This is a genomic window from Marinitoga lauensis, from assembly GCF_004135675.1.
Lineage (GTDB): Bacteria > Thermotogota > Thermotogae > Petrotogales > Petrotogaceae > Marinitoga > Marinitoga lauensis.
The window spans coordinates 113,031-132,005 of record NZ_QHLX01000007.1 but is presented as its reverse complement, the minus strand read 5'-3'; the positions used below and the strand labels follow the sequence as shown (position 1 = coordinate 132,005).

The window sequence follows — 18,975 nt, the reverse complement described above, 5'->3', positions numbered from 1 at the left end:
TGAAAATAGCATTCAAAATATTTATTTTTCTATAAATTCTAAAATATTTGAAATATATTTGTCTTTATATTTAGGTTCATTAAAAATTTCATGTTTAGCATATCTATGTTTTTGTATGACCAATGTTCTGAGTTTTTCTGCCAATTCATTACAATTTTCAACGCTAATTACTTTATCAATTTCGCCATATTGAAGCAGTACTGGTAAATCTATATTTTCGGCTTCTTTTAATGCTATTTCTGCTTCAGCAAATAATTGTTTTGCTGTTCTAAAAGCTATTTTATTATGTACTAAAGGATCCTCAAGATACTCTTTTATTGCTTTATCATCATGGCACAAATCTTTTGGATCTATACCATTTTTAATAGTTAATGCGCCAATTAAGCCTATAGTATTCAATAAAATTTTTTGAAATGGCGTATATAATTTTCCAACGGCTGGAGAAGATAATATTAATTTTTCTGGTTTCTTATCTGAATATTCTGTATATCTTAATGCTATTAATCCACCCATACTATGACCAAATAGTATGAATTTTTCTGGAGTTATTTCTTTTATATATTCATATATCTTATAAAAATCTTTTATATATCCCTTTTACCTTCTCCTAATCCATGCCCAGGCAGGTCAAAGGTTATTACTTCATAATCCATATTCAATAATTTATCAATCAAAAATTTATATCTACCTGAATGTTCTCCAAGTCCATGAACAATTACAAATGTTTTTTTAGGATTTTCTATCTTTTTAAATCTTTTTAAAAACATCATTCCCCCCTTAATTTACTAATCTATAAATTTTTGTTTTTCAATTTCTTTAAATAATTTTTTATTATTTTCATATTTTCTCATAAGTCTAAATATCTCCATTAATGCCTCTTCTGTAGTCAAATTATTCAACCAATTTCTTAAAATCCATGAATATCTTAACTCATCTTTAGTAAATAATAATTCTTCTTTTCTTGTACCTGATAACTTCACATCTATTGCCGGGAATATTCTCTTATTAGCTAACTCTCTCGATAAAATTAATTCCATATTTCCTGTTCCTTTAAACTCTTCAAATATTACTTCGTCCATCTTTGAACCTGTTTCTATAAGTGCTGTAGCCAATATTGTTAAACTTCCACCTTCTCTAATCCTCCTTGCGGCTCCAAAAAATTTTTTCGGAAAAGTTAAAGCTGACGGATCTACACCTCCACTTAACAATTTCCCACTTGGTGGGACATAAAGATTGTATGCGCGAGCTAATCTTGTTAGTGAATCCATAAGGATTATAACGTCATGCCCAAATTCAACAAGTCTTTTTGCCATATTTAATGTCATTTCTGCAACTTTTATTTGATTATGTGGATCCATATCAAATGGAGCTGCTATAACTTCCGCATCTACTGTTTCTCTTATATCAGTAACTTCTTCTGGTCTTTCATCTATTAACAACACTATCCTTTTAGTTTCTGGATTGTTTTTTGCAATAGAATTTGCAATATCTTTTAACAATGTGGTCTTCCCTGCTTTAGGTGGCGCAACTATTAATCCTCTTTGACCTTTACCTATTGGAGAAAATATATCTATAATTCTTGAACTAATTGGTGATTTTTCACATTCCAATTGAAGTCTTTCATTTGGATAAACTGGAGTAAGGTTTTCAAAAGAAATTCTATCTCTGGCCTGCTCTGGAGCCTGATAATTAACTGCTTCTACACGTAATAATGCAAAAAATTTTTCACCTTCTTTTGGTGGTCTTACCTGGCCAGCAACTATATCCCCTGTAGAAAGATTGAATCTTCTAATTTGAGATTGAGATACGTATACATCATCATTACCATTTAATAATGAATTATGAGTATTTCTTAAAAACCCATAACCATCTGGAAGAATTTCTAATACTCCTTCATGAAAAAAATATCCAAATGATTCTGTTTGTTTACTTAGAATTTTAAATTTTAATTCATGATCTGTAAGAACAGAGTAATTTTCAATTCCGTATTTTCTTGCTAAATTATACAACTGCCTTCTTGACATCTGATTTAATTTTCCCATATCAATTTCTACAGGAATTATTTCATCCTTCTTTATATCTCTATTGTTTTCACTCACATTACCACCTCATTGTATTTAATATCAATATTTTTGATATGCTTTTAATCTATGTGTAGACTATTAAAATTTTTCAGGAAAAGTTTATTAATTATTGTAGTTATCTTAGAAGAACTGTGGAAGACCTCGTTTTAGTATAAAAATATTATACCACATTTTAACTAAAAAAATCCCGAAGAACTCGGGAATTTTTTTAGTTTTTATTAATTTTTTTATTTAAAAAGTTTTTTCAATATTGAGAAAAAGCCCCGAAAATTTCGGGGCTTTTTTAGTTTTTATTAATTTTCTGTATTTTCTTCTTTCTTTTCTATATTTTCTACTAATTGTAATAAGGATAACTCTGCTGCATCGCCTCTTCTGAAACCTATTTTTAATATTCTTGTATAACCACTTTTCCTATTTGCATCTATAAATACCTTAGCAACTTCATCTACTACTTTATTTGTAAATCTTTTGTCATTAAAATACCTGTTTATTTGTCTTCTTAATGCGACACTTCTATCTTTATTATCAGTTTCTTTAGCTTCAATAGCTTTTGTTAATATTTTTTCAACTAATGGTCTAACAGCTTTTGCTTTTGCTGTAGTAGTTATAATGCTTCCATGTTCAAATACTTCTCTGGCTAAATTTTTCAATAAAGCATTCCTATGTGAAGCATATCTGCTTAATTTATTTATCTTTACTCTATGTCTCATAATACTTAGGCTCCTCCCTTCTGGATCTCATCATAATCCAATTGGAATTTTTCTTGTAATTCTTTTCGAATTTCATCTAATGATTTTTTTCCAAAATTCTTAATTTTCATTAATTCTTCTGGATCCTTTTTAAGGATGTCTCTAACTGTATGTATTTTTTCTCTTTTTAAACAATTTTTAGCTCTCTTGCTTAAATCAAGTTCATCTATTTTTGTTTCTAATATTTCAATATTAATATTTTTAAATTCTTCTTCAACTTCAGGAGAAGCTGGTTTTTCTTCAGATAAGAGGGATTCCCCAGCTTCAATTACTGGTGGATTTTCCTCTAAACCAGCCAAATCTTCTCTCCAGGAAGCATATATAATGTTAAAGTGTTCTATTAATATCTTAGTTGCTTTAACTAAAGCTTCTTTTGGATCAATAGATTTCTTTGTCCAAATTTCTAAAATTAATTTATCATAGTCAGTTCTTTTACCAACACGAACATTCTCTGTTAAATAATTAACTCTTATAACTGGGCTATAAACTCCATCAATATAGATATATTCTATATCTTTAGAAAGATCCATTTCTGAAGTTGATACAAATCCTTTTCCAATTGTTGCATATAATTCCATTTCAAATTTTTTAGCTGCATTCATTGTTGCAATTTTCAATTCTGGGTTCGCAACTTCAATACCTGCTGGTGTAATTATATCTCCTGCTTTAATTTCAGAAGGACCCATTTTATCTATTCTTAAAACTATAGGTTCTTTTAAATTACTAATATTATCAAAGTCTAAAACCTTTAATTCAACTTTTTTTAGATTAACTGTAATTTCTAAAATATCCTCTTGAACGCCTTCCATTACATCAAATTCATGCAATTTTCCAGGAATTCTAATACTGGTAATAGCTAATCCTGGTATTGAGGATAATAATACTCTTCTTAATGCGTTACCTATTGTAACTGCATATCCTCTTTCTAAAGGCGACAAGACAAATCTTCCATATTTGTATTCCAATTCTTCCGATTCTTCCAAAGTTTCCAATATCATTTTTTCTGGTTTTACAAATTCCATTCATTACCCCAATTTAGCTTCTCTAAATTGGAGTGCACCCCTTTCTTTTTGTTAGGCGCGTTTTTGCGATAATCAAAATAGTCATAAATATTATTTTGAGTAAAGCTCGATAATAGCTTGTAAATCTACAGGTACTTCCATTTCATCTAAAATAGGTAATCTTAAGAAAGAACCTTTAAATGCATTGTAGTCTACTTCTATCCAATCTAATCTTTTATTTGCTTTTTGAGCTAATTCAATTCCCTGTTTAATTGGTAAAATTGATCTACTTTTTTCTTTCACTTCAATAACATCTCCTGGTTTTACCCTATATGATGGTATATCTACTTTTCTACCATTTACTAAGAAATGTCCATGTCTTACTAATTGTCTTGCTGTTCTTCTATTTACAGCATATCCCATTTGATATACAACATTATCTAATCTTGTTTCTAATATTCTCATTAAATTTTCTCCTGTGTTACCTTCTTTTCTGGATGCTTCTTCAAAATATCTTCTAAATTGTCTTTCTAATATACCATAAATTCTTTTTAAAGCTTGTTTTGCCCTCAATTGTAATCCATATTGTGTAGGTTTCTTTGTTTGTTTTCCGTGTTGTCCTGGTGCATATGGTCTTCTTGCAAGAGCACATTTATCTGTATAACATCTTTCACCTTTTAAATATAATTTAAATCCTTCTCTTCTACAAAGTTTACAAAGAGATCCTATATATCTTGCCATTACATTCCCTCCTCTTTGGCCTTACATTCCTTTTCTTTTCTTTGGTCTACAACCGTTATGAGGTATTGGAGTTTTATCTTTAATATTCTCAATTACCAAACCTGCAGCTTGTAAAGTTCTTATTGCTGATTCCCTTCCAGCACCTGGTCCTTTTACATAAACGTCTAATCTTTTCACACCATATTTTAAAGCTTCTTTTGCAACTTTATCTGCTGCTAACTGTGAAGCATATGGTGTTCCTTTTTTTGTTCCTGAAAAACCAGCTGTTCCACCGCTTGCCCAAAATAAAGCATTTCCTGATGGATCTGTCAATGTAATAATCGTATTATTAAATGTGGATTGAATATGTACAACTGCTTTTTCAAGAGAAATCTTCTTTTTCTTTTGACTTGTTCTTCTAGCCATAGCTAAACCTCCTTATTACTTTTTCTTACCGATTTTTGAAGGTCTTGGACCTTTTCTTGTTCTTGCATTTGAATGAGTCTTTTGACCTCTAACTGGTAATCCATTTTTATGTCTATACCCTCTGTATGATCCAATTTCTATTAACCTTGCAATACTTTTTTGAACTTCCTGTCTTAATTCACCTTCAACAAGATAATGCTCATTGATATAATGTGTTATCTTACTAATTTCATCATCTGTTAATTCTTTTGCCCTTTTATCAGGGTCAACGCCTGTTGCTTCTAAAATTTCCATTGCTCTATGTTTTCCTATACCATAAATGTATGTAAGAGCAATGAATAACTTCTTGTTATTTGGTACTTCAACACCCAAAATACGTGGCATTCAAATTTCCCTCCTTTAAAAATTATCCTTGTCTTTGGTTATGCTTAGGATTTTTGGAACAAACTACCCATACTCTGCCTTTTCTTCTAATAACTCTACAGTGTTCACATCTCTTTTTTACTGAGGCTCTTACTTTCATTTGCTCATTCCTCCTCGTTACTTGGATTTCTTTTAATTCTCTCTCTACGTATTATTCTACCTCTATTTAAATCATAAATTGATACTTCAACTATTACTCTATCTCCAGGTACTAATCTTATAAAATTCTTTCTCATCTTGCCTGAAATATGTGCTAAAATCATATGTCCATTATCCAATTCTACTCTGAAAGTAGCATTTGGTAAAGATTCAACAATATGACCTTCCATTACAATTACATCATCTTTCTTTGCCACGATCATCACCTCTCGGGCTAATCTAATATTGTTAATACTTCTGGACCATCCTTAGTTACTACAAACGTATTTTCATAATGCGCTGCTAAAGAATTATCTGCAGTAACTGCTGTCCAACCATCCTCTAACACTTCTACTTTCCAATCTCCCATAGAAACCATAGGTTCAACAGCAAAAGTCATCCTTTCCCTAATTAAAGGACCTTTACCTTTTTGACCATAATTTGGTATTTGTGGGTCTTCATGTAACTTTCTTCCCACACCATGACCAACATATTCTTTAATAATAGAAAAACCAAAAGATTCTACATAAGTTTGAATTGCATTGCCGATATCTCCTATCCTATTTCCTGGAATAGCTTGTTCAATCCCAATCCAAAACGATTTTTCAGTAATTTCTACTAATTTTTTTACTTTTTCACTTACTTCACCTATTATAAATGTTCTTGCTGCATCTGCTATATATCCATCTAAGGTTAGTCCATATCTATTGATACAATATCCCGTTTTTAAAAATTTTTTCTTTTAATGGAAAACCGTGTACAATTTCTTCATTCATTGAAATACATGTTGCATAAGGGAATCCACCATATCCTTTAAATGTTGGAATAAAACCTTTTTCTTTCATATAGCTGTTTACAAATTTTTCAACTTCATATGCATTTGAACCTTCAACAACTAAATCTTTTATTTTCTCAAAGAGGATAGCGAGCTGCCTACCAGCTCGCCTCATCTTATCAACTTCAGATTGTGTTTTTATTAAAATCATATTATCCCTTCCAATATATTAAACACTTCTTTTGTAACTATTTCTACCGTTCCACTACCGTCTACTGTAAAGAAATGATTATATTTTTTATAAAATTCGATTACAGGATATGTTTTCTCCATATAAACATTGTATCTATCTCTTACTACATCTTCTTTATCGTCGTCTCTTTGAATTAATTCAGCTCCACATACATCACATTTGTTTTCTACTTTTGGTTTTAAAGTGATTATGTTATAGATTTTTCCGCATTTTGGACATATTCTTCGTGATGTAATTCTTCTTACAACTGTTTCTTCATCTACTTCAAGATAAATTATTCCCGTAATAGGATTATTCATTTCATCTAATATTTTTTCCAATGCTTCTGCTTGAGGAAGAGTTCTTGGATAACCGTCTAAAATAAATCCTTTTTCAACATCATTTTTACTTAATCTATCTTTTATGACATCTAACATAATATCATCTGAAACCAATTGACCACTGTCTAAAATAGATTTTACCTTTTTACCAAGTTCACTACCTGAAGCTACAGCTTCTCTCAACATATCCCTGTAGAAATATGAGGAATACCATATTTTTTAGATACTTCTTTAGCTATTGTACCTTTTCCAGCTCCAGGAGGCCCAAAAAATAATAAATTTAGTTTTGACATAATTATCTCCTCCGCGGAGTTTCCCTTTCTTCATAAAGCCTTCGTATTGTCTTGTGATCATATGAGCTTCGATTTGTTGCATTATATCTAAGGAAACACCAACTGCAATAAGTGCCGATGTACCACCAATCCAGATATTAACTCCTGATGCACTTCTAATAATATATGGTAATAATGAAATTACCACTAAGAACAATGCACCTATAAAGGTTACTCTCATCATAGTTTTTGTTATATAATCTGATGTTGGTTTTCCAGGCCTAATTCCTGGAATAAATCCACCATATTTTTTTATATTTTCTGATATATCATTTGGATCAATAACAACTGAATTATAGAAATAAGCAAAGAAGAAAATTAATAATGCATAAATGATTAAATATATTGGTGTTCCATATCCAAACCATCTGCTAACCCATTGAGCTCCTGTTGCCGTTGCTAACATTGAAGGCAATGTCATTATTGCTGAAGCAAAGATAATTGGTAAAACTCCTCCACCATTAACCTTTATAGGTATATATGTTGAAGCACCACCATAAATTTTGTTTCCAACAACTCTTTTGGCATATTGAACATTAATTCTTCTTTCAGAAGTTTGTAAATATACTGTGCCTATTACTACAGCTATTGCGACAATAATTAATATTACCCATTCGAATACGCTTAATCTTCCTACTAAACCACTTGCTATATATTGTGGGAATCTGGAAACAATACCAGCAAAAATCAACACAGAAATACCATTACCAATACCTTTTTCTGTTATCATTTCACCCAACCATAATAAGAACATTGTACCAGCTACTATAGATGATGTTGCTATTAATACAAAAATAAAGTAATTCAAATTAGGAGATCTGTAATTTGCAACTCCCAAAGATAAGAAAAATCCTTGAAGTAAAGCAAGACCTAATGTAACCTGTCTTGTTAATTTTCCAAATCTTTTTCTACCCTCTTCCCTTCTTTTAACATTTCTTTCAAACTTGGTATTACTGAAGCTAATAATTGTAAAATAATTGATGCATTAATATAAGGAGTTACACTTAAAACAAAAATAGAAAATCTTTTTAATGATCCACCAGTAAATACATCAAAAAAACTAATAAGTCCCTGTGATGTTCCGCCTAAACCAGCTATAAAGCCTTCCCATCTTGCCAAGTCTATTCCTGGTATAGGAATGTATATACCCACTCTAAAAGCAATTAAAGCTAATAATGTAAATATAATACGATCCCGGAGTTCCGGGATCTTCCACATATTTTTAAATGCTTCCTTCATTACTGAATCACCTCGACACTTCCGCCGGCTGATTCGATTTTTTCTTGTGCTTTTTTACTAAATGCATGTGCTTTAACTTTTAATGGTTTTGTTAATTCACCATTTCCTAATACTTTAACACCGTCTTTTATTTTCTTAATTATTTTCTTCTCTAATAATTTTTCTGGTGTCACTTCTTCATTTGCTTCAAATTTACTTTCTAATACAGAAATATTTACTTCTGCATAAACTTTCTTAAATGGAGCATTTGTGAATCCATATTTTGGTATTCTTCTAAACAAAGGTGTTTGACCACCTTCAAAGCTTGGTCTTACTTTTCCTTTACCTCTTGACTTTTGACCTTTATGACCTTTTCCACCTGTTTTTCCTAACCCTGAGCTCCAACCTCTTCCGGTTCTCTTAGCAACTTTTCTTGATCCTTCGGCGGGTTTTAAGTCTGATATTTTAAGAGACATATTTGCTACCCCTCATTCTTCAATTTCTTCAACCTTCACGAGATGTTGTACTTTTGTTATCATACCTCTTATTTCTGGTCTATCTTCTTTTATTACTTCTTGATTTGGCTTTCTTAACCCTAAGGCATCTAAGGTGGCGAGTTGTCTATAATTTTTTCCCGCTCTTCCTCTTATAAGTTTTATTTTTAATTTAGCCATTTCTCTTATCCCTCCTTATGGGCACCTTGGAATACCTTTGTAACACTCAAGTCTCTGAGTTCTGCATATTCTTTTGGTGATTTTAATTCTTTTAATCCATTCAAAGTAGCTTTAGATAAGTTAATTGCTGTTGTTGAACCTAAAGCTTTTGAAAGGATATTATGAACTCCTGCTAACTCAACAACAGCACGAACTGCTGCAGAAGCTATAATACCAGTACCTGGTCCTGCTGGTTTTAAAAGAACTTTTGAAGCATCCTGTCTTCCAAGTACTTCATGAGGAATAGTTCCATTTTTTACAGGAACTTCTATCATATTTTTCTTTGCATTTTGTATTGCTTTTCTAATTGCTTGTGGGACTTCTCTTGCATTTCCACTTCCTACTCCAACTTTTCCATTTCTATTTCCTACTACAGCTACAACCCTAAATGAGATATTTTTTCCACCTGTAGTAACCTTTGTAACTCTCCTAATTTCTATTATTCTTTCTTCAAACTCTTCAGCAGCTGCTGAAGCCATTAAATTTTTATCTAAGGCCATTTCCTGTCTACACCTCCTTAAAAGTCAAGACCTGCTTCACGTGCAGCATCAGCTAATGCTTTTATCTTTCCATGATATTTGAAGCCGCCTCTATCAAATGATACTTTTGATACTCCTTTTTCTAAAGCTTTTTTAGCAATTAATTTTCCAACTTCTTTAGCAGCTTCAATATTCCATGTTTTTTCTAATTTGAAATCTTTATCTACAGTAGAAGCAGCTGCTATTGTATGACCTTTTGTGTCATCTATAATTTGAACGTATATATGTTTATTGCTCTTGAAAACTGCCATTCTTGGTCTTTCAGGAGTTCCAAAAACTTTTCTTCTAACCCTTAAATGTCTTTTTCTTCTTAATTTTTTCTTTTGGATGGGTTTAATCATCTGGTCAGCCTCCCTTAAACTTTCTTACCTTGTTTTCTGATAATTACCTCACCAACATATTTGATACCTTTTCCTGAATATACATTTGGTTTTCTAAATCTCTTAATCTTTGCAGCAACTTCACCAACTAAATATTTATCAATTCCTTTAACTATTACTTTGTTTGGTGCTGGTACTTCAATTGTTATTCCTTCAGGTGGAAGGTATTCAATTGGGTGAGAATATCCTAATTGTAATACTAATTTAGAACCTTGCATTGCCGCTCTATAACCAATACCTATTATTTCTAATTCTTTAGAAAAACCTTCTGTTACGCCTTTAATCATATTTTTTAACAATGATGCATAAGTTCCTTGAAACATATTTATTCTTTTTGCATCACTTTTTCTCTTCATCGAAGTTTCGTTTCCTTCAACTTTTATTTTATTATCTTCAATTACAAATTTAACATATGGTAAATATTCTTGAGTTAATTCTCCTTTTGGACCTTTAACTTTAATTAAATTATCGTTAATTGTCACTTCTACTCCATTTGGTATATCTATTGGATTTTTTGATATACGTGACATTTATTCAGCACCTCCTACCAAACGTAACAAATTAATTCTCCACCGACTCCAAGTTCTCTTGCTTCTTTGTCGGTAAGAACACCTTTTGAAGTTGAAATTATTGATATACCCATTCCACCTTTTACTACTGGAATTTTATCTTTAGAAACATATATTCTTCTACCAGGTTTTGAAACCCTGATGATGCTGTGTATAACGTGTTGTTTATTTTTTCTGTCACCTTTATATTTTAATTGAATTTTTAATATTCCTTGTTTTCCATCTTCAATAAATTTATAATCTTTAATGTAACCTTCTCTTTTTAATATTTCAGCTATATTTCTTTTTAAGTTTGATGCTGGAATTTCTACACTTTCTTTCATAACAAGATTTGCATTTCTTATTCTTGTAAGCATATCTGCTACGGGATCACTCCACATTAAGATTCCCTCCTTACCAACTTGCCTTTTTAACGCCTGGTAATTTTCCTTCCAAGGCTAATTTCCTGAAACATACTCTACATAAACCAAATTCTCTATATACAGCTCTAGGTCTTCCACAAACTATACATCTTGAATATTCTCTTGTTTTATATTTTTTAGGTTTTCTCCACCTAGCAACCATTGATTTCTTTGCCATTATTTACCTCCTCCTTAATCTCTCTTGAAAGGGAAGCCCATTAATTGAAGGAGTTTTCTTGCTTCCTCATCTGTCTTTGCAGTAGTTACGATAGTAATATCCATACCCTGAACTCTTTTTACTTGATCAGGTTTTAATTCTGGAAATACTAATTGTTCTGTTAAACCAAATGTATAATTTCCTCTTCCATCAAAACTATTAGGATTCATACCTCTAAAGTCTCTTAATTTTGGAAAAATTATATTTATTAATTTAAATAAGAAATTATACATTTTTACATTTCTCAATGTAACTTTTGCACCAATAGGCATACCTTCTCTTAATTTGAAGTTAGCAACACTCTTTTTTGCTCTTGTAACTACAGCCTTTTGACCTGTAATTAAAGACAATTCTTGAGCGTGTTTTTCAACAACGTCAGCATTCCTAGCGCCCTCGCCAATACCCATATTTACAACTATTTTAACGATTTTTGGAACTTCATGAATGTTTTTATATCCAAATTCTTTCATGAGGGCTGGAACTACTTCTTTTTCATACTCTTCTTTTAATGGAATGTATTCATATCTCATAATCTATTCCTCCCTCATTAAACCTTATCTATAATTTCGTTACATTTTCTACAAATTCTTACTTTTCTACCTTCTTCTAAGAATCTGTATCCAACTCTTGTTGGCTTGCCACAACTTGGACAAACAACCATAACTTTACTTGCATGAATTGGTGAAGGTTGTTCAATAATTCCACCTTCTCTTAATTGTTGAGTTGGTCTTTGATGCTTTTTTACTATATTTACATTCTCAACGATGACTTTATTTAATTTAGGAATTACTCTTAAAACTCTACCTTCTTTACCTTTATCTTTACCAGAAATTACTTTAACTAAATCACCCTTTTTTACTTTCATGCTCTCACCTCACCATACTTCTTGTGCAAGAGATGCTATTTTTGTATAACCGGCTTCTCTTACTTCTCTAGCAATTGGTCCAAACACACGTGTACCAACAGGCATATTGTTTTTATCAATTAAAACCGCTGCATTTTCATCAAATCTTATGTGAGAACCATCTTTTCTTCTTATTTCTTTTTTGTTCTTACAACTACAGCTTTTACTACTTGACCTTTTTTTATATCTGTGTGTGGAATTGCTTCCCTAACAGAACAAACTACTACATCTCCTATTGTACCTACTGATTTGTGAAATCCGCCTAAAACTCTTATTACTCTTAAAACTTTTGCTCCTGAATTATCTGCTGCTCTTAAGTAACTTTCGGCCTGGATCATTATGCGTCACCCCAACTTCTTCCACTGTTTCGGGTGTTTCATTATTTTTTTCCGCAAAAATATTCTTTTCAACAATCCTTATAACCTTCCATGTTTTTGTTTTTGAATATGGTTTTGTTTCTTCGATTTCTACAATATCTCCCAAACCACATTCATTATTTTCATCATGAGCATGGAATTTTTTTGACTTTTTAACGAATTTTTTATATATAGGATGTTTTATTTTTCTTTCAACCTTGACAACAACAGTTTTGTCCATTTTGTCGCTAACAACTTCGCCTATTAATGTTTTTTTAGGCATTACTCATTACCTCCTTATACCCAATTCCCTTTGTCTGAGAATTGTTTTTATTCTAGCTATGTCTCTTCTTACCATCTTTATGGAAGCAGTATTTTTTATTTGACCTAATTCATGTTGAAATCTCATTTCAAATAATTTTTTCTTGGACTCTTCTAATTTTGCTTTTAATTCATCATCTGTTAAGTTGATTAATTCTGCTACTTGTTTCTTCATTTTGCTTCCCCCTTATGTGGTACCTGGGTACTATTTTTGTTTTGATAGGTAATTTAGTTGCTGCGTATTCTAATGCTTCTTTTGCTAATTCTTCGGAAGTTCCAGCAATTTCAAATAATACTTTTCCTGGTTTTACTACTGCTGTCCATCCTTCTACATCACCTTTACCTTTACCCATTCTTGTTCCGATTCCTTTTGAAGTTATTGGTTTGTCAGGGAATATTTTTATCCAGATTTTACCATTTCTTTTTAATGTTCTAACCATTGCTAACCTACATGCTTCAATTTGTTGTGAAGTTATTAAAGCTGGCTCAAGAGCTTTTAAACCCCATTCGCCAAAGTCAACTAATGTTCCACCTTTGGCATTACCCTTCATTTTACCTCTTTGTATCTTTCTATATTTATATCTTTTTGGCATTAACATTTACATCACGCCCTCCTTTAGTTCATAACTGAGTGTCGCCTTTATAAACCCATACTTTGATTCCGATTGTTCCAGACAATGTTTGTGCTTCAGCAGTTCCATAATCAATATCTGATCTTAAGGTTTGTAAAGGTAATCTTCCTTCCATATACCATTCAGTTCTAGCAATTTCAGCACCGTTAAGTCTTCCAGAAACCATAATTTTAATTCCTTTTGCACCCTTCTTTAAAGCAGCTGATATAGCTCTTTTCATAGCTCTTTTATAAGAAGCTCTTTTTAATATTTGTGCTGAAATATTTTCAGCAATTAACAATGCATTTACTTGAGGGTTTCTAATTTCATCAATATTTATTCTTACATTCCTATCATTAACCATTTTTTCAATTTCTTTCTTTAATCCTTGAATTTCTACACCTTTTCTTCCGATGATTATTCCAACTCTTACTGCTTTTATTGTAATATTTATTTGTGTTGAAGATGGTCTTTCAATTAAAATATCTCCAATTCCTGCTTCATAGTATTTATTCTTTATATAATCTCTTATTTTTAAATCTTCTTTTAGAAATTCTGCATAATTATCTTCACTAAACCAATTAGCTTTCCATGGTTTTGATATTCCTAACCTAAATCCATATGGATGTACTTTTTGACCCACGGACATTCCACCTCACTTCTGAGATTTTAACTCTTTTTCTTTTTCTCTGTCTCTAACTACAACAGTAATATGTGCCAATCTTTTTTGTAAAATATCAGCTCTTCCTCTTCCTCTTGGCCACAATCTCTTCATTCTTGGACCGTCATTTACATATACTTCAGCAACGTATAAATCATCAGCATTTAAACCAAAATTATTTTCAGCATTCGCAATTGCAGATACCAAAATTTTATATGTTAATCTTGCAGCTTTTTTAGGGCTAAACATTAATATCTGTAAAGCTTCATCAACATTTTTTCCTCTAATTGCATTAACAACTGATCTTGCTTTTTTAGGGGAAATTCTTAAGTATTTTGCTGTAGCTTTTGCTTCAATTTTTGGCTGTGCTGCTTCAGCTTCTTTTCTTAATTTATGAAAAACTGATCTTTTCAATCTTTTACCATCTTGAACTCTTGATACAGCCATAGTTACGTCCCTCCTCATTTCACCTTACCTTTTTTAGCCTTCTTGTCAGCATGACCACCAAATCTTCTTGTTGGTGCAAACTCACCTAATCTATGCCCAATCATGTGTTCTGTTATATAAACAGGTATATGTTTCATACCATTATGTACAGCAATTGTATGTCCAATCATTTCAGGTAAAATCATAGAAGCTCTACTCCAGGTTTTTATTACCTTTTTTTCACCTTTTTCATTTAATTCTCTTACCTTTTTCAACAGACTTGGGTGTACATAAGGCCCTTTCTTTAATGATCTACTCACTAACAGCACCCCTAGGTTACTTTTTTCTTCTTCTTACTATAAATTTATCTGATTTTCTTTTACCACGTCTTGTTTTATATCCTTTTGCAGGTGTTCCCCATGGACTTCTTGGAATATGTCCTTTACTTGCACCTTCACCACCACCCATTGGGTGATCAACTGGGTTCATAGCCATACCTCTTACATGTGGCTTTTTACCTAACCATCTTGTTCTACCTGCTTTACCGAATACTTCATTTATATGATCTTCATTTCCTACCATTCCTATTGTAGCCATACACTTTACATGAACTCTTCTCAATTCGCTTGATGGCATTCTTAATAATGCATAATTTCCTTCTTTTGCCATTAATTGTGCATATGTTCCTGCTGATCTAGCAATTTTAGCACCTTTTCCAGGTTCGAATTCTATATTATGAATAATTGTACCTACTGGAATATTTTCTAATGGTAATGCATTACCTGGTTTTATTTCTGCATTTGGACCTGAAATAATTTCTTCTCCAACTTTTATTCCTTTTGGAGCTAAAATATATCTTTTTTCACCATCTGCATATACCAATAATGCAATTCTTGCACTTCTATTTGGATCATATTCAATAGATACTACTTTTGATGGAATTCCAAATTTTTCTCTTTTAAAATCAATAATTCTGTATCTTCTCTTATGTCCACCACCTCTATGTCTCATAGTAACTCTACCATATGAGTTCCTACCACCTGATTTTTTGAGAGGTTGTATTAAAGATTTTTCCGGGGCGGACTTTGTAATTTCTGAAAAATCAGTGATTATCATAAATCTCCTTGAAGGAGTTGTTGGTTTAAATTTTTGAGACCCATTCTAACTCACCTCTCCTTATAAATTACCTTGAAGCTCTTTTATAACGTATCCTTCAGCTAATTTTACTATTGCTTTTTTCCAAACCCTTGTTTTTCCTTCAAATCTTCCTAATCTTTTTGGCTTTGGCTTTACATTCATCACGTATACCTTTTCTACTTTTACATTAAATATATCCTCAACAGCTTTCTTTATTTCTGGTTTTGTTGCATCTTTTGCTACTTCAAAAGTGTATTTATTTTCACCCATTAGCATGTATGTTTTTTCTGTGAGGACCGGCCTTATAATTATGTCATAATTAAATTGTTTTTTATCCATTAGCCGAGCACCTCCTCGATTTTAGCTACTGTATCCTTTGTAAGTACAACTTTTTCATTATTTATTAAATCGAATACATTTAAACCGTCAATATTAACCTTTTTATTATCTTTTCCCTGATTTGGATTATCTGCAATAATAACCTTTACTCCAGGAATATTTCTAGCTGATAATTTTACGTTTATATATTCTTCTTTTTTCCAAGGTAATACAATTAAAGTCTTTGTATTTTCAAATCCAAAATTTTTCAAAACTTCTTTCATCGATTTTGTTCTTGGGTTTTCAAAAGTCAAATCATCTATTACCACTAAATTATTTTCTTTTACTCTTACACTTAATGCAGATTTTAAAGCCAATTTTTTCATTTTCTTTGTTAATTTCTTTGACCAATCTCTTGGTTTTGGACCAAATGTAACTCCTCCATGTCTCCATAAAGGGGATCTTGTTGACCCTGCTCTTGCTCTACCTGTATGTTTTTGAGACCATGGTTTTCTTCCTCCACCTCTTACTTCAGCTCTTGTTTTTGTCGAAGCAGTTCCTCTTCTTCTGTTTGTTAATTGCATATCAACGTATCTGTATAACACGTCCATATTTGGTTCAATTGAAAAAATAGAATCTTTAACTTCTATTGTTCCAATTTTTTCACCTTTAACTGAATAAAGGTCTAATTGAGCCATTTTCTTTTACCTCCTCGTTCTTCATTTTCGGGCTTACTTCTTTATTGCTTCTCTAATTATTAATAATCCACCCTCGCACCTGGAACTCCACCTTTAACTGCTATAAGATTATTTTCTTTATCTATTTTCACAACTTCTGAGTTTAATACTGTCACTTTTTCATTTCCATACTGTCCAAACATCTTTTTACCTTTGAATACTTTTGCTGGTTCTGTATGATTACCTGTTGAACCTAACGCTCTATGGAATTTAGAACCGTGCGTTTTTCTTCCTCCACCAAAATTCCATCTTTTCATAACACCTGTGTAACCTCTACCTTTTGACCACCCAGTTACATCTACTTTTTCTCCTTCTTCGAATACCGTTACATCAATGATCTGTCCAATTTCATAAGCATCTACATCTTCAACTTTGAATTCTTTTAAAACTCTCATTGGTTTTACACCAGCTTTTTTGAATATTCCAAGTTTTGGTTTGTTAACTTTATGCTCTTTTAATTCTTCAAAACCAACTTGGATAGCTGTGTAACCATCTTTTTCTTCTGTTTTCTTTTGTACTACAACACATGGTCCAGCTTTGATAACTGTGACCGGGATGGCTTTACCATCTTTATAAACTCTTGTCATACCTACTTTTCTTCCTAAAATACCCTTCATGCTAATTCACCTCCAGAGCCCGATCATAAATTAAGCTTTCATATCTACTGATACACCTGATGGTAATTGTATCTTTAATAATTGTGTAACTGTTTCTTGAGTTGCATCGTAAATATAAATGACTCTTTTATGTACTCTTTTTTCAAATTGTTCTCTTGAATAATTGTATTTATGTGGCGATCTAATTACTGTATAAATTGTTTTTTCTGTTGGTAATGGGATTGGTCCTGAAACCTTTGCATTACTTTGTTTTACTGCATCAATAATCTTTTGAGCAGATTCATCTAACAATCTATGATCATAAGATTTTAATCTTATTTTGATCAATTTTTTTGCCATATAAACCCTCCTTTAAGCATTTAGCAAAGGGAGCGTGGAAGCTCCCCGATTTTATATTTTATAGTAAAAACTTTGCAAAAAGATTTTATTATTCTACTATTTCTGTAACAACACCTGCACCAACTGTTCTTCCACCTTCACGAACAGCAAATCTCATGTTCTTTTCTAAAGCTACAGGGTAAATTAATTCTACTGTTGTTACAATATTGTCACCTGGCATTACCATTTCTGCTCCACCATCAAATTCTAACAATGTTCCTGTAACATCAGCTGTTCTAATGTAGAATTGTGGTCTGTAACCTTTTTTGAATGGAGTATGTCTTCCTCCTTCTTCTTTCTTCAATACATAGATTTGAGCTTTGAATTTTTTGTGTGGTGTAATTGATCCTGGTTTTGCTAATACCTGACCTCTCCACACTTCATCTTTATCAATACCTCTTAATAAACAACCAACGTTGTCACCAGCAATACCTTCGTCTAATAATTTTCTGAACATTTCTACACCAGTTACAACTGTTTTTCTGATTTCATCTGTCATACCAACGATTTCTACTTCATCGCCTGGGTGAATAGCTCCTCTTTCAATTCTTCCTGTAACAACTGTACCTCTACCAGTAATTGAGAATACGTCTTCAACAGGCATTAAGAATGGTTGATCTACTGGTCTTTGTGGTTCTGGGAAGTAGCTATCTACTGCATCCATTAATTCATATATTTTTTGTACCCATGGATCGTCTTGAGAATCTGCTTCTAATGCTTTTAATGCTGAACCTTTAATTACAGGAACTTCATCTCCTGGGAATTCGTATTGACTTAATAATTCTCTAACTTCCATTTCAACTAATTCGATAATTTCTTCATCATCAACCATATCTGTTTTATTTATGAATACAACGATTGCTGGAACGTTAACCTGTCTTGATAACAATACGTGTTCTCTTGTTTGTGGCATAACACCATCTGTTGCTGCAACAACTAAGATAGCACCATCCATTTGAGCTGCACCAGTGATCATGTTTTTGATGTAGTCAGCGTGACCTGGACAGTCAATATGTGCATAGTGTCTGTTATCTGTTTCGTATTCAACGTGTGCAATATTAATTGTAATACCTCTAGCTTTTTCCTCTGGAGCTTTATCAATTTGTTCGAATGGTGTGAAATCTGCGTATCCTTTCATTGCTAATGATTTTGTAATAGCTGCTGTTAATGTTGTTTTACCATGGTCAATATGTCCGATAGTACCAATGTTCATATGTGGTTTACTTCTGACGAACTTTTCTTTTGCCATTT

29 protein-coding genes and 6 pseudogenes are annotated in these 18,975 nt (G+C 31.9%); all 35 read right to left on the bottom strand.

Going from position 1 to position 18,975, the window contains the following annotated elements; all coding sequences use genetic code 11:
- Positions 1 to 21: 21 nt before the first annotated feature.
- On the bottom strand, positions 22 to 531 hold the full coding sequence (locus DJ007_RS12970; RefSeq protein ID WP_276318791.1) for a serine aminopeptidase domain-containing protein: 510 nt from the start codon (positions 529 to 531) through the stop codon (positions 22 to 24).
- A gap of 53 nt (positions 532 to 584) precedes the next feature.
- Positions 585 to 770 (bottom strand): alpha/beta hydrolase, encoded by a 186-nt coding sequence (locus DJ007_RS19480; RefSeq protein ID WP_129409958.1) that lies wholly within the window; start codon positions 768 to 770, stop codon positions 585 to 587.
- Between the two features lie 15 nt (positions 771 to 785).
- The gene (gene rho / locus DJ007_RS12960; RefSeq protein ID WP_165974182.1) at positions 786 to 2,042 is read right to left on the bottom strand and encodes a transcription termination factor Rho; all 1,257 of its coding nucleotides are present in this window, start codon (positions 2,040 to 2,042) and stop codon (positions 786 to 788) included.
- Positions 2,043 to 2,377: 335 nt separating this feature from the next.
- Positions 2,378 to 2,794, bottom strand: a complete 417-nt coding sequence (gene rplQ / locus DJ007_RS12955; RefSeq protein ID WP_129409956.1) for a 50S ribosomal protein L17 — start codon at positions 2,792 to 2,794, stop codon at positions 2,378 to 2,380.
- 5 nt (positions 2,795 to 2,799) lie between these two features.
- Complete coding sequence (locus DJ007_RS12950) at positions 2,800 to 3,855, bottom strand: DNA-directed RNA polymerase subunit alpha (RefSeq protein WP_129409955.1); 1,056 nt, start codon at positions 3,853 to 3,855, stop codon at positions 2,800 to 2,802.
- A 90-nt stretch (positions 3,856 to 3,945) separates the two neighbouring features.
- Positions 3,946 to 4,575, bottom strand: a complete 630-nt coding sequence (gene rpsD, locus DJ007_RS12945) for a 30S ribosomal protein S4 (RefSeq protein ID WP_129409954.1) — start codon at positions 4,573 to 4,575, stop codon at positions 3,946 to 3,948.
- A 21-nt stretch (positions 4,576 to 4,596) separates the two neighbouring features.
- Complete coding sequence (gene rpsK / locus DJ007_RS12940) at positions 4,597 to 4,980, bottom strand: 30S ribosomal protein S11 (protein ID WP_129409953.1); 384 nt, start codon at positions 4,978 to 4,980, stop codon at positions 4,597 to 4,599.
- 15 nt (positions 4,981 to 4,995) lie between these two features.
- Complete coding sequence (gene rpsM / locus DJ007_RS12935) at positions 4,996 to 5,364, bottom strand: 30S ribosomal protein S13 (protein ID WP_129409952.1); 369 nt, start codon at positions 5,362 to 5,364, stop codon at positions 4,996 to 4,998.
- Positions 5,365 to 5,386: 22 nt separating this feature from the next.
- A complete protein-coding gene (gene rpmJ / locus DJ007_RS12930; RefSeq protein WP_047265664.1) occupies positions 5,387 to 5,503 on the bottom strand; it encodes a 50S ribosomal protein L36 in 117 nt (38 codons plus the stop codon).
- Positions 5,504 to 5,507: 4 nt separating this feature from the next.
- The gene (gene infA, locus DJ007_RS12925; protein ID WP_129409951.1) at positions 5,508 to 5,765 is read right to left on the bottom strand and encodes a translation initiation factor IF-1; all 258 of its coding nucleotides are present in this window, start codon (positions 5,763 to 5,765) and stop codon (positions 5,508 to 5,510) included.
- An 11-nt stretch (positions 5,766 to 5,776) separates the two neighbouring features.
- A pseudogene (gene map, locus DJ007_RS20895) lies at positions 5,777 to 6,527 on the bottom strand (type I methionyl aminopeptidase).
- Positions 6,524 to 7,182: pseudogene (locus DJ007_RS12915) on the bottom strand (adenylate kinase). The pseudogenes map and DJ007_RS12915 overlap by 4 nt, the downstream one beginning before the upstream one ends.
- Positions 7,121 to 8,439: pseudogene (secY, locus tag DJ007_RS12910) on the bottom strand (preprotein translocase subunit SecY). Before secY ends, DJ007_RS12915 begins: the two co-directional pseudogenes overlap by 62 nt.
- A gap of 20 nt (positions 8,440 to 8,459) precedes the next feature.
- On the bottom strand, positions 8,460 to 8,915 hold the full coding sequence (gene rplO / locus DJ007_RS12905) for a 50S ribosomal protein L15 (protein WP_129409950.1): 456 nt from the start codon (positions 8,913 to 8,915) through the stop codon (positions 8,460 to 8,462).
- Between the two features lie 12 nt (positions 8,916 to 8,927).
- Complete coding sequence (rpmD, locus tag DJ007_RS12900; protein WP_129409949.1) at positions 8,928 to 9,113, bottom strand: 50S ribosomal protein L30; 186 nt, start codon at positions 9,111 to 9,113, stop codon at positions 8,928 to 8,930.
- Positions 9,114 to 9,118: 5 nt separating this feature from the next.
- Positions 9,119 to 9,652, bottom strand: a complete 534-nt coding sequence (gene rpsE, locus DJ007_RS12895) for a 30S ribosomal protein S5 (protein WP_129409948.1) — start codon at positions 9,650 to 9,652, stop codon at positions 9,119 to 9,121.
- Positions 9,653 to 9,669: 17 nt separating this feature from the next.
- The gene (gene rplR, locus DJ007_RS12890) at positions 9,670 to 10,032 is read right to left on the bottom strand and encodes a 50S ribosomal protein L18 (protein ID WP_129409947.1); all 363 of its coding nucleotides are present in this window, start codon (positions 10,030 to 10,032) and stop codon (positions 9,670 to 9,672) included.
- A gap of 14 nt (positions 10,033 to 10,046) precedes the next feature.
- Positions 10,047 to 10,601 carry a 50S ribosomal protein L6 gene (rplF, locus tag DJ007_RS12885; protein ID WP_129409946.1) on the bottom strand — a complete coding sequence of 185 codons (555 nt, stop codon included), beginning with the start codon at positions 10,599 to 10,601 and terminating at the stop codon, positions 10,047 to 10,049.
- Positions 10,602 to 10,615: 14 nt separating this feature from the next.
- Positions 10,616 to 11,020: a 30S ribosomal protein S8 gene (gene rpsH / locus DJ007_RS12880; protein ID WP_129409945.1), complete on the bottom strand. Its 405-nt coding sequence runs from the start codon at positions 11,018 to 11,020 to the stop codon at positions 10,616 to 10,618.
- A gap of 13 nt (positions 11,021 to 11,033) precedes the next feature.
- Positions 11,034 to 11,219 carry a type Z 30S ribosomal protein S14 gene (locus DJ007_RS12875; RefSeq protein ID WP_129409944.1) on the bottom strand — a complete coding sequence of 62 codons (186 nt, stop codon included), beginning with the start codon at positions 11,217 to 11,219 and terminating at the stop codon, positions 11,034 to 11,036.
- Between the two features lie 14 nt (positions 11,220 to 11,233).
- Positions 11,234 to 11,788 carry a 50S ribosomal protein L5 gene (gene rplE, locus DJ007_RS12870; protein WP_129409943.1) on the bottom strand — a complete coding sequence of 185 codons (555 nt, stop codon included), beginning with the start codon at positions 11,786 to 11,788 and terminating at the stop codon, positions 11,234 to 11,236.
- Between the two features lie 17 nt (positions 11,789 to 11,805).
- Positions 11,806 to 12,123, bottom strand: a complete 318-nt coding sequence (gene rplX, locus DJ007_RS12865; RefSeq protein ID WP_129409942.1) for a 50S ribosomal protein L24 — start codon at positions 12,121 to 12,123, stop codon at positions 11,806 to 11,808.
- Between the two features lie 9 nt (positions 12,124 to 12,132).
- Positions 12,133 to 12,500: pseudogene (rplN, locus tag DJ007_RS12860) on the bottom strand (50S ribosomal protein L14).
- Positions 12,463 to 12,801 (bottom strand): 30S ribosomal protein S17, encoded by a 339-nt coding sequence (gene rpsQ, locus DJ007_RS12855; RefSeq protein WP_129409941.1) that lies wholly within the window; start codon positions 12,799 to 12,801, stop codon positions 12,463 to 12,465. Before rpsQ ends, rplN begins: the two are co-directional and overlap by 38 nt.
- Before the next feature lie 6 nt (positions 12,802 to 12,807).
- The gene (gene rpmC, locus DJ007_RS12850) at positions 12,808 to 13,014 is read right to left on the bottom strand and encodes a 50S ribosomal protein L29 (RefSeq protein WP_072864136.1); all 207 of its coding nucleotides are present in this window, start codon (positions 13,012 to 13,014) and stop codon (positions 12,808 to 12,810) included.
- A complete protein-coding gene (rplP, locus tag DJ007_RS12845) occupies positions 12,974 to 13,438 on the bottom strand; it encodes a 50S ribosomal protein L16 (protein WP_129409940.1) in 465 nt (154 codons plus the stop codon). The genes rpmC and rplP overlap by 41 nt, the downstream gene beginning before the upstream one ends.
- A gap of 22 nt (positions 13,439 to 13,460) precedes the next feature.
- Positions 13,461 to 14,093 (bottom strand): 30S ribosomal protein S3, encoded by a 633-nt coding sequence (rpsC, locus tag DJ007_RS12840; protein WP_129409939.1) that lies wholly within the window; start codon positions 14,091 to 14,093, stop codon positions 13,461 to 13,463.
- A 12-nt stretch (positions 14,094 to 14,105) separates the two neighbouring features.
- The gene (rplV, locus tag DJ007_RS12835) at positions 14,106 to 14,558 is read right to left on the bottom strand and encodes a 50S ribosomal protein L22 (protein ID WP_129409938.1); all 453 of its coding nucleotides are present in this window, start codon (positions 14,556 to 14,558) and stop codon (positions 14,106 to 14,108) included.
- A gap of 14 nt (positions 14,559 to 14,572) precedes the next feature.
- Positions 14,573 to 14,857: a 30S ribosomal protein S19 gene (gene rpsS / locus DJ007_RS12830; RefSeq protein ID WP_129409937.1), complete on the bottom strand. Its 285-nt coding sequence runs from the start codon at positions 14,855 to 14,857 to the stop codon at positions 14,573 to 14,575.
- A gap of 16 nt (positions 14,858 to 14,873) precedes the next feature.
- Positions 14,874 to 15,695 (bottom strand): annotated as a pseudogene (gene rplB, locus DJ007_RS12825) (50S ribosomal protein L2); the annotation flags it as partial.
- 18 nt (positions 15,696 to 15,713) lie between these two features.
- On the bottom strand, positions 15,714 to 16,013 hold the full coding sequence (gene rplW / locus DJ007_RS12820) for a 50S ribosomal protein L23 (protein WP_129409935.1): 300 nt from the start codon (positions 16,011 to 16,013) through the stop codon (positions 15,714 to 15,716).
- On the bottom strand, positions 16,013 to 16,690 hold the full coding sequence (gene rplD, locus DJ007_RS12815) for a 50S ribosomal protein L4 (protein WP_129409934.1): 678 nt from the start codon (positions 16,688 to 16,690) through the stop codon (positions 16,013 to 16,015). The genes rplW and rplD overlap by 1 nt, the downstream gene beginning before the upstream one ends.
- A gap of 33 nt (positions 16,691 to 16,723) precedes the next feature.
- Positions 16,724 to 17,346 (bottom strand): annotated as a pseudogene (rplC, locus tag DJ007_RS12810) (50S ribosomal protein L3).
- Between the two features lie 30 nt (positions 17,347 to 17,376).
- Positions 17,377 to 17,685: a 30S ribosomal protein S10 gene (gene rpsJ, locus DJ007_RS12805; protein WP_047265687.1), complete on the bottom strand. Its 309-nt coding sequence runs from the start codon at positions 17,683 to 17,685 to the stop codon at positions 17,377 to 17,379.
- An 88-nt stretch (positions 17,686 to 17,773) separates the two neighbouring features.
- Complete coding sequence (gene tuf / locus DJ007_RS12800; RefSeq protein WP_129409932.1) at positions 17,774 to 18,973, bottom strand: elongation factor Tu; 1,200 nt, start codon at positions 18,971 to 18,973, stop codon at positions 17,774 to 17,776.
- Between the last annotated feature and the right edge of the window lie 2 nt (positions 18,974 to 18,975).

Excerpts from the sequence above, each read along its gene's own strand:
- rpmC (WP_072864136.1), bottom strand. The coding sequence starts at position 13,014 with ATGAAGAAACAAGTAGCAGAATTAATCAACTTAACAGATGATGAATTA.
- rpmD (WP_129409949.1), bottom strand. The coding sequence starts at position 9,113 with ATGGCTAAATTAAAAATAAAACTTATAAGAGGAAGAGCGGGAAAAAAT.
- rho (WP_165974182.1), bottom strand. The coding sequence starts at position 2,042 with ATGGGAAAATTAAATCAGATGTCAAGAAGGCAGTTGTATAATTTAGCA.
- rplF (WP_129409946.1), bottom strand. The coding sequence starts at position 10,601 with ATGTCACGTATATCAAAAAATCCAATAGATATACCAAATGGAGTAGAA.
- rpsJ (WP_047265687.1), bottom strand. The coding sequence starts at position 17,685 with ATGGCAAAAAAATTGATCAAAATAAGATTAAAATCTTATGATCATAGA.
- rpsE (WP_129409948.1), bottom strand. The coding sequence starts at position 9,652 with ATGGCCTTAGATAAAAATTTAATGGCTTCAGCAGCTGCTGAAGAGTTT.
- infA (WP_129409951.1), bottom strand. The coding sequence starts at position 5,765 with ATGATCGTGGCAAAGAAAGATGATGTAATTGTAATGGAAGGTCATATT.
- rplV (WP_129409938.1), bottom strand. The coding sequence starts at position 14,558 with ATGGCTGTATCAAGAGTTCAAGATGGTAAAAGATTGAAAAGATCAGTT.
- rpsD (WP_129409954.1), bottom strand. The coding sequence starts at position 4,575 with ATGGCAAGATATATAGGATCTCTTTGTAAACTTTGTAGAAGAGAAGGA.
- DJ007_RS19480 (WP_129409958.1), bottom strand. The coding sequence starts at position 770 with ATGATGTTTTTAAAAAGATTTAAAAAGATAGAAAATCCTAAAAAAACA.
- rplO (WP_129409950.1), bottom strand. The coding sequence starts at position 8,915 with ATGTCTCTTAAAATATCAGACTTAAAACCCGCCGAAGGATCAAGAAAA.
- rplE (WP_129409943.1), bottom strand. The coding sequence starts at position 11,788 with ATGAGATATGAATACATTCCATTAAAAGAAGAGTATGAAAAAGAAGTA.
- rplQ (WP_129409956.1), bottom strand. The coding sequence starts at position 2,794 with ATGAGACATAGAGTAAAGATAAATAAATTAAGCAGATATGCTTCACAT.
- rpsH (WP_129409945.1), bottom strand. The coding sequence starts at position 11,020 with ATGTGGAGTGATCCCGTAGCAGATATGCTTACAAGAATAAGAAATGCA.
- tuf (WP_129409932.1), bottom strand. The coding sequence starts at position 18,973 with ATGGCAAAAGAAAAGTTCGTCAGAAGTAAACCACATATGAACATTGGT.
- rpsQ (WP_129409941.1), bottom strand. The coding sequence starts at position 12,801 with ATGCCTAAAAAAACATTAATAGGCGAAGTTGTTAGCGACAAAATGGAC.
- rplP (WP_129409940.1), bottom strand. The coding sequence starts at position 13,438 with ATGTTAATGCCAAAAAGATATAAATATAGAAAGATACAAAGAGGTAAA.
- DJ007_RS12950 (WP_129409955.1), bottom strand. The coding sequence starts at position 3,855 with ATGGAATTTGTAAAACCAGAAAAAATGATATTGGAAACTTTGGAAGAA.
- DJ007_RS12875 (WP_129409944.1), bottom strand. The coding sequence starts at position 11,219 with ATGGCAAAGAAATCAATGGTTGCTAGGTGGAGAAAACCTAAAAAATAT.
- rplD (WP_129409934.1), bottom strand. The coding sequence starts at position 16,690 with ATGGCTCAATTAGACCTTTATTCAGTTAAAGGTGAAAAAATTGGAACA.
- rplX (WP_129409942.1), bottom strand. The coding sequence starts at position 12,123 with ATGAAAGTAAAAAAGGGTGATTTAGTTAAAGTAATTTCTGGTAAAGAT.
- rplR (WP_129409947.1), bottom strand. The coding sequence starts at position 10,032 with ATGATTAAACCCATCCAAAAGAAAAAATTAAGAAGAAAAAGACATTTA.
- rpsM (WP_129409952.1), bottom strand. The coding sequence starts at position 5,364 with ATGCCACGTATTTTGGGTGTTGAAGTACCAAATAACAAGAAGTTATTC.
- rplW (WP_129409935.1), bottom strand. The coding sequence starts at position 16,013 with ATGGATAAAAAACAATTTAATTATGACATAATTATAAGGCCGGTCCTC.
- rpmJ (WP_047265664.1), bottom strand. The coding sequence starts at position 5,503 with ATGAAAGTAAGAGCCTCAGTAAAAAAGAGATGTGAACACTGTAGAGTT.
- rpsK (WP_129409953.1), bottom strand. The coding sequence starts at position 4,980 with ATGGCTAGAAGAACAAGTCAAAAGAAAAAGAAGATTTCTCTTGAAAAA.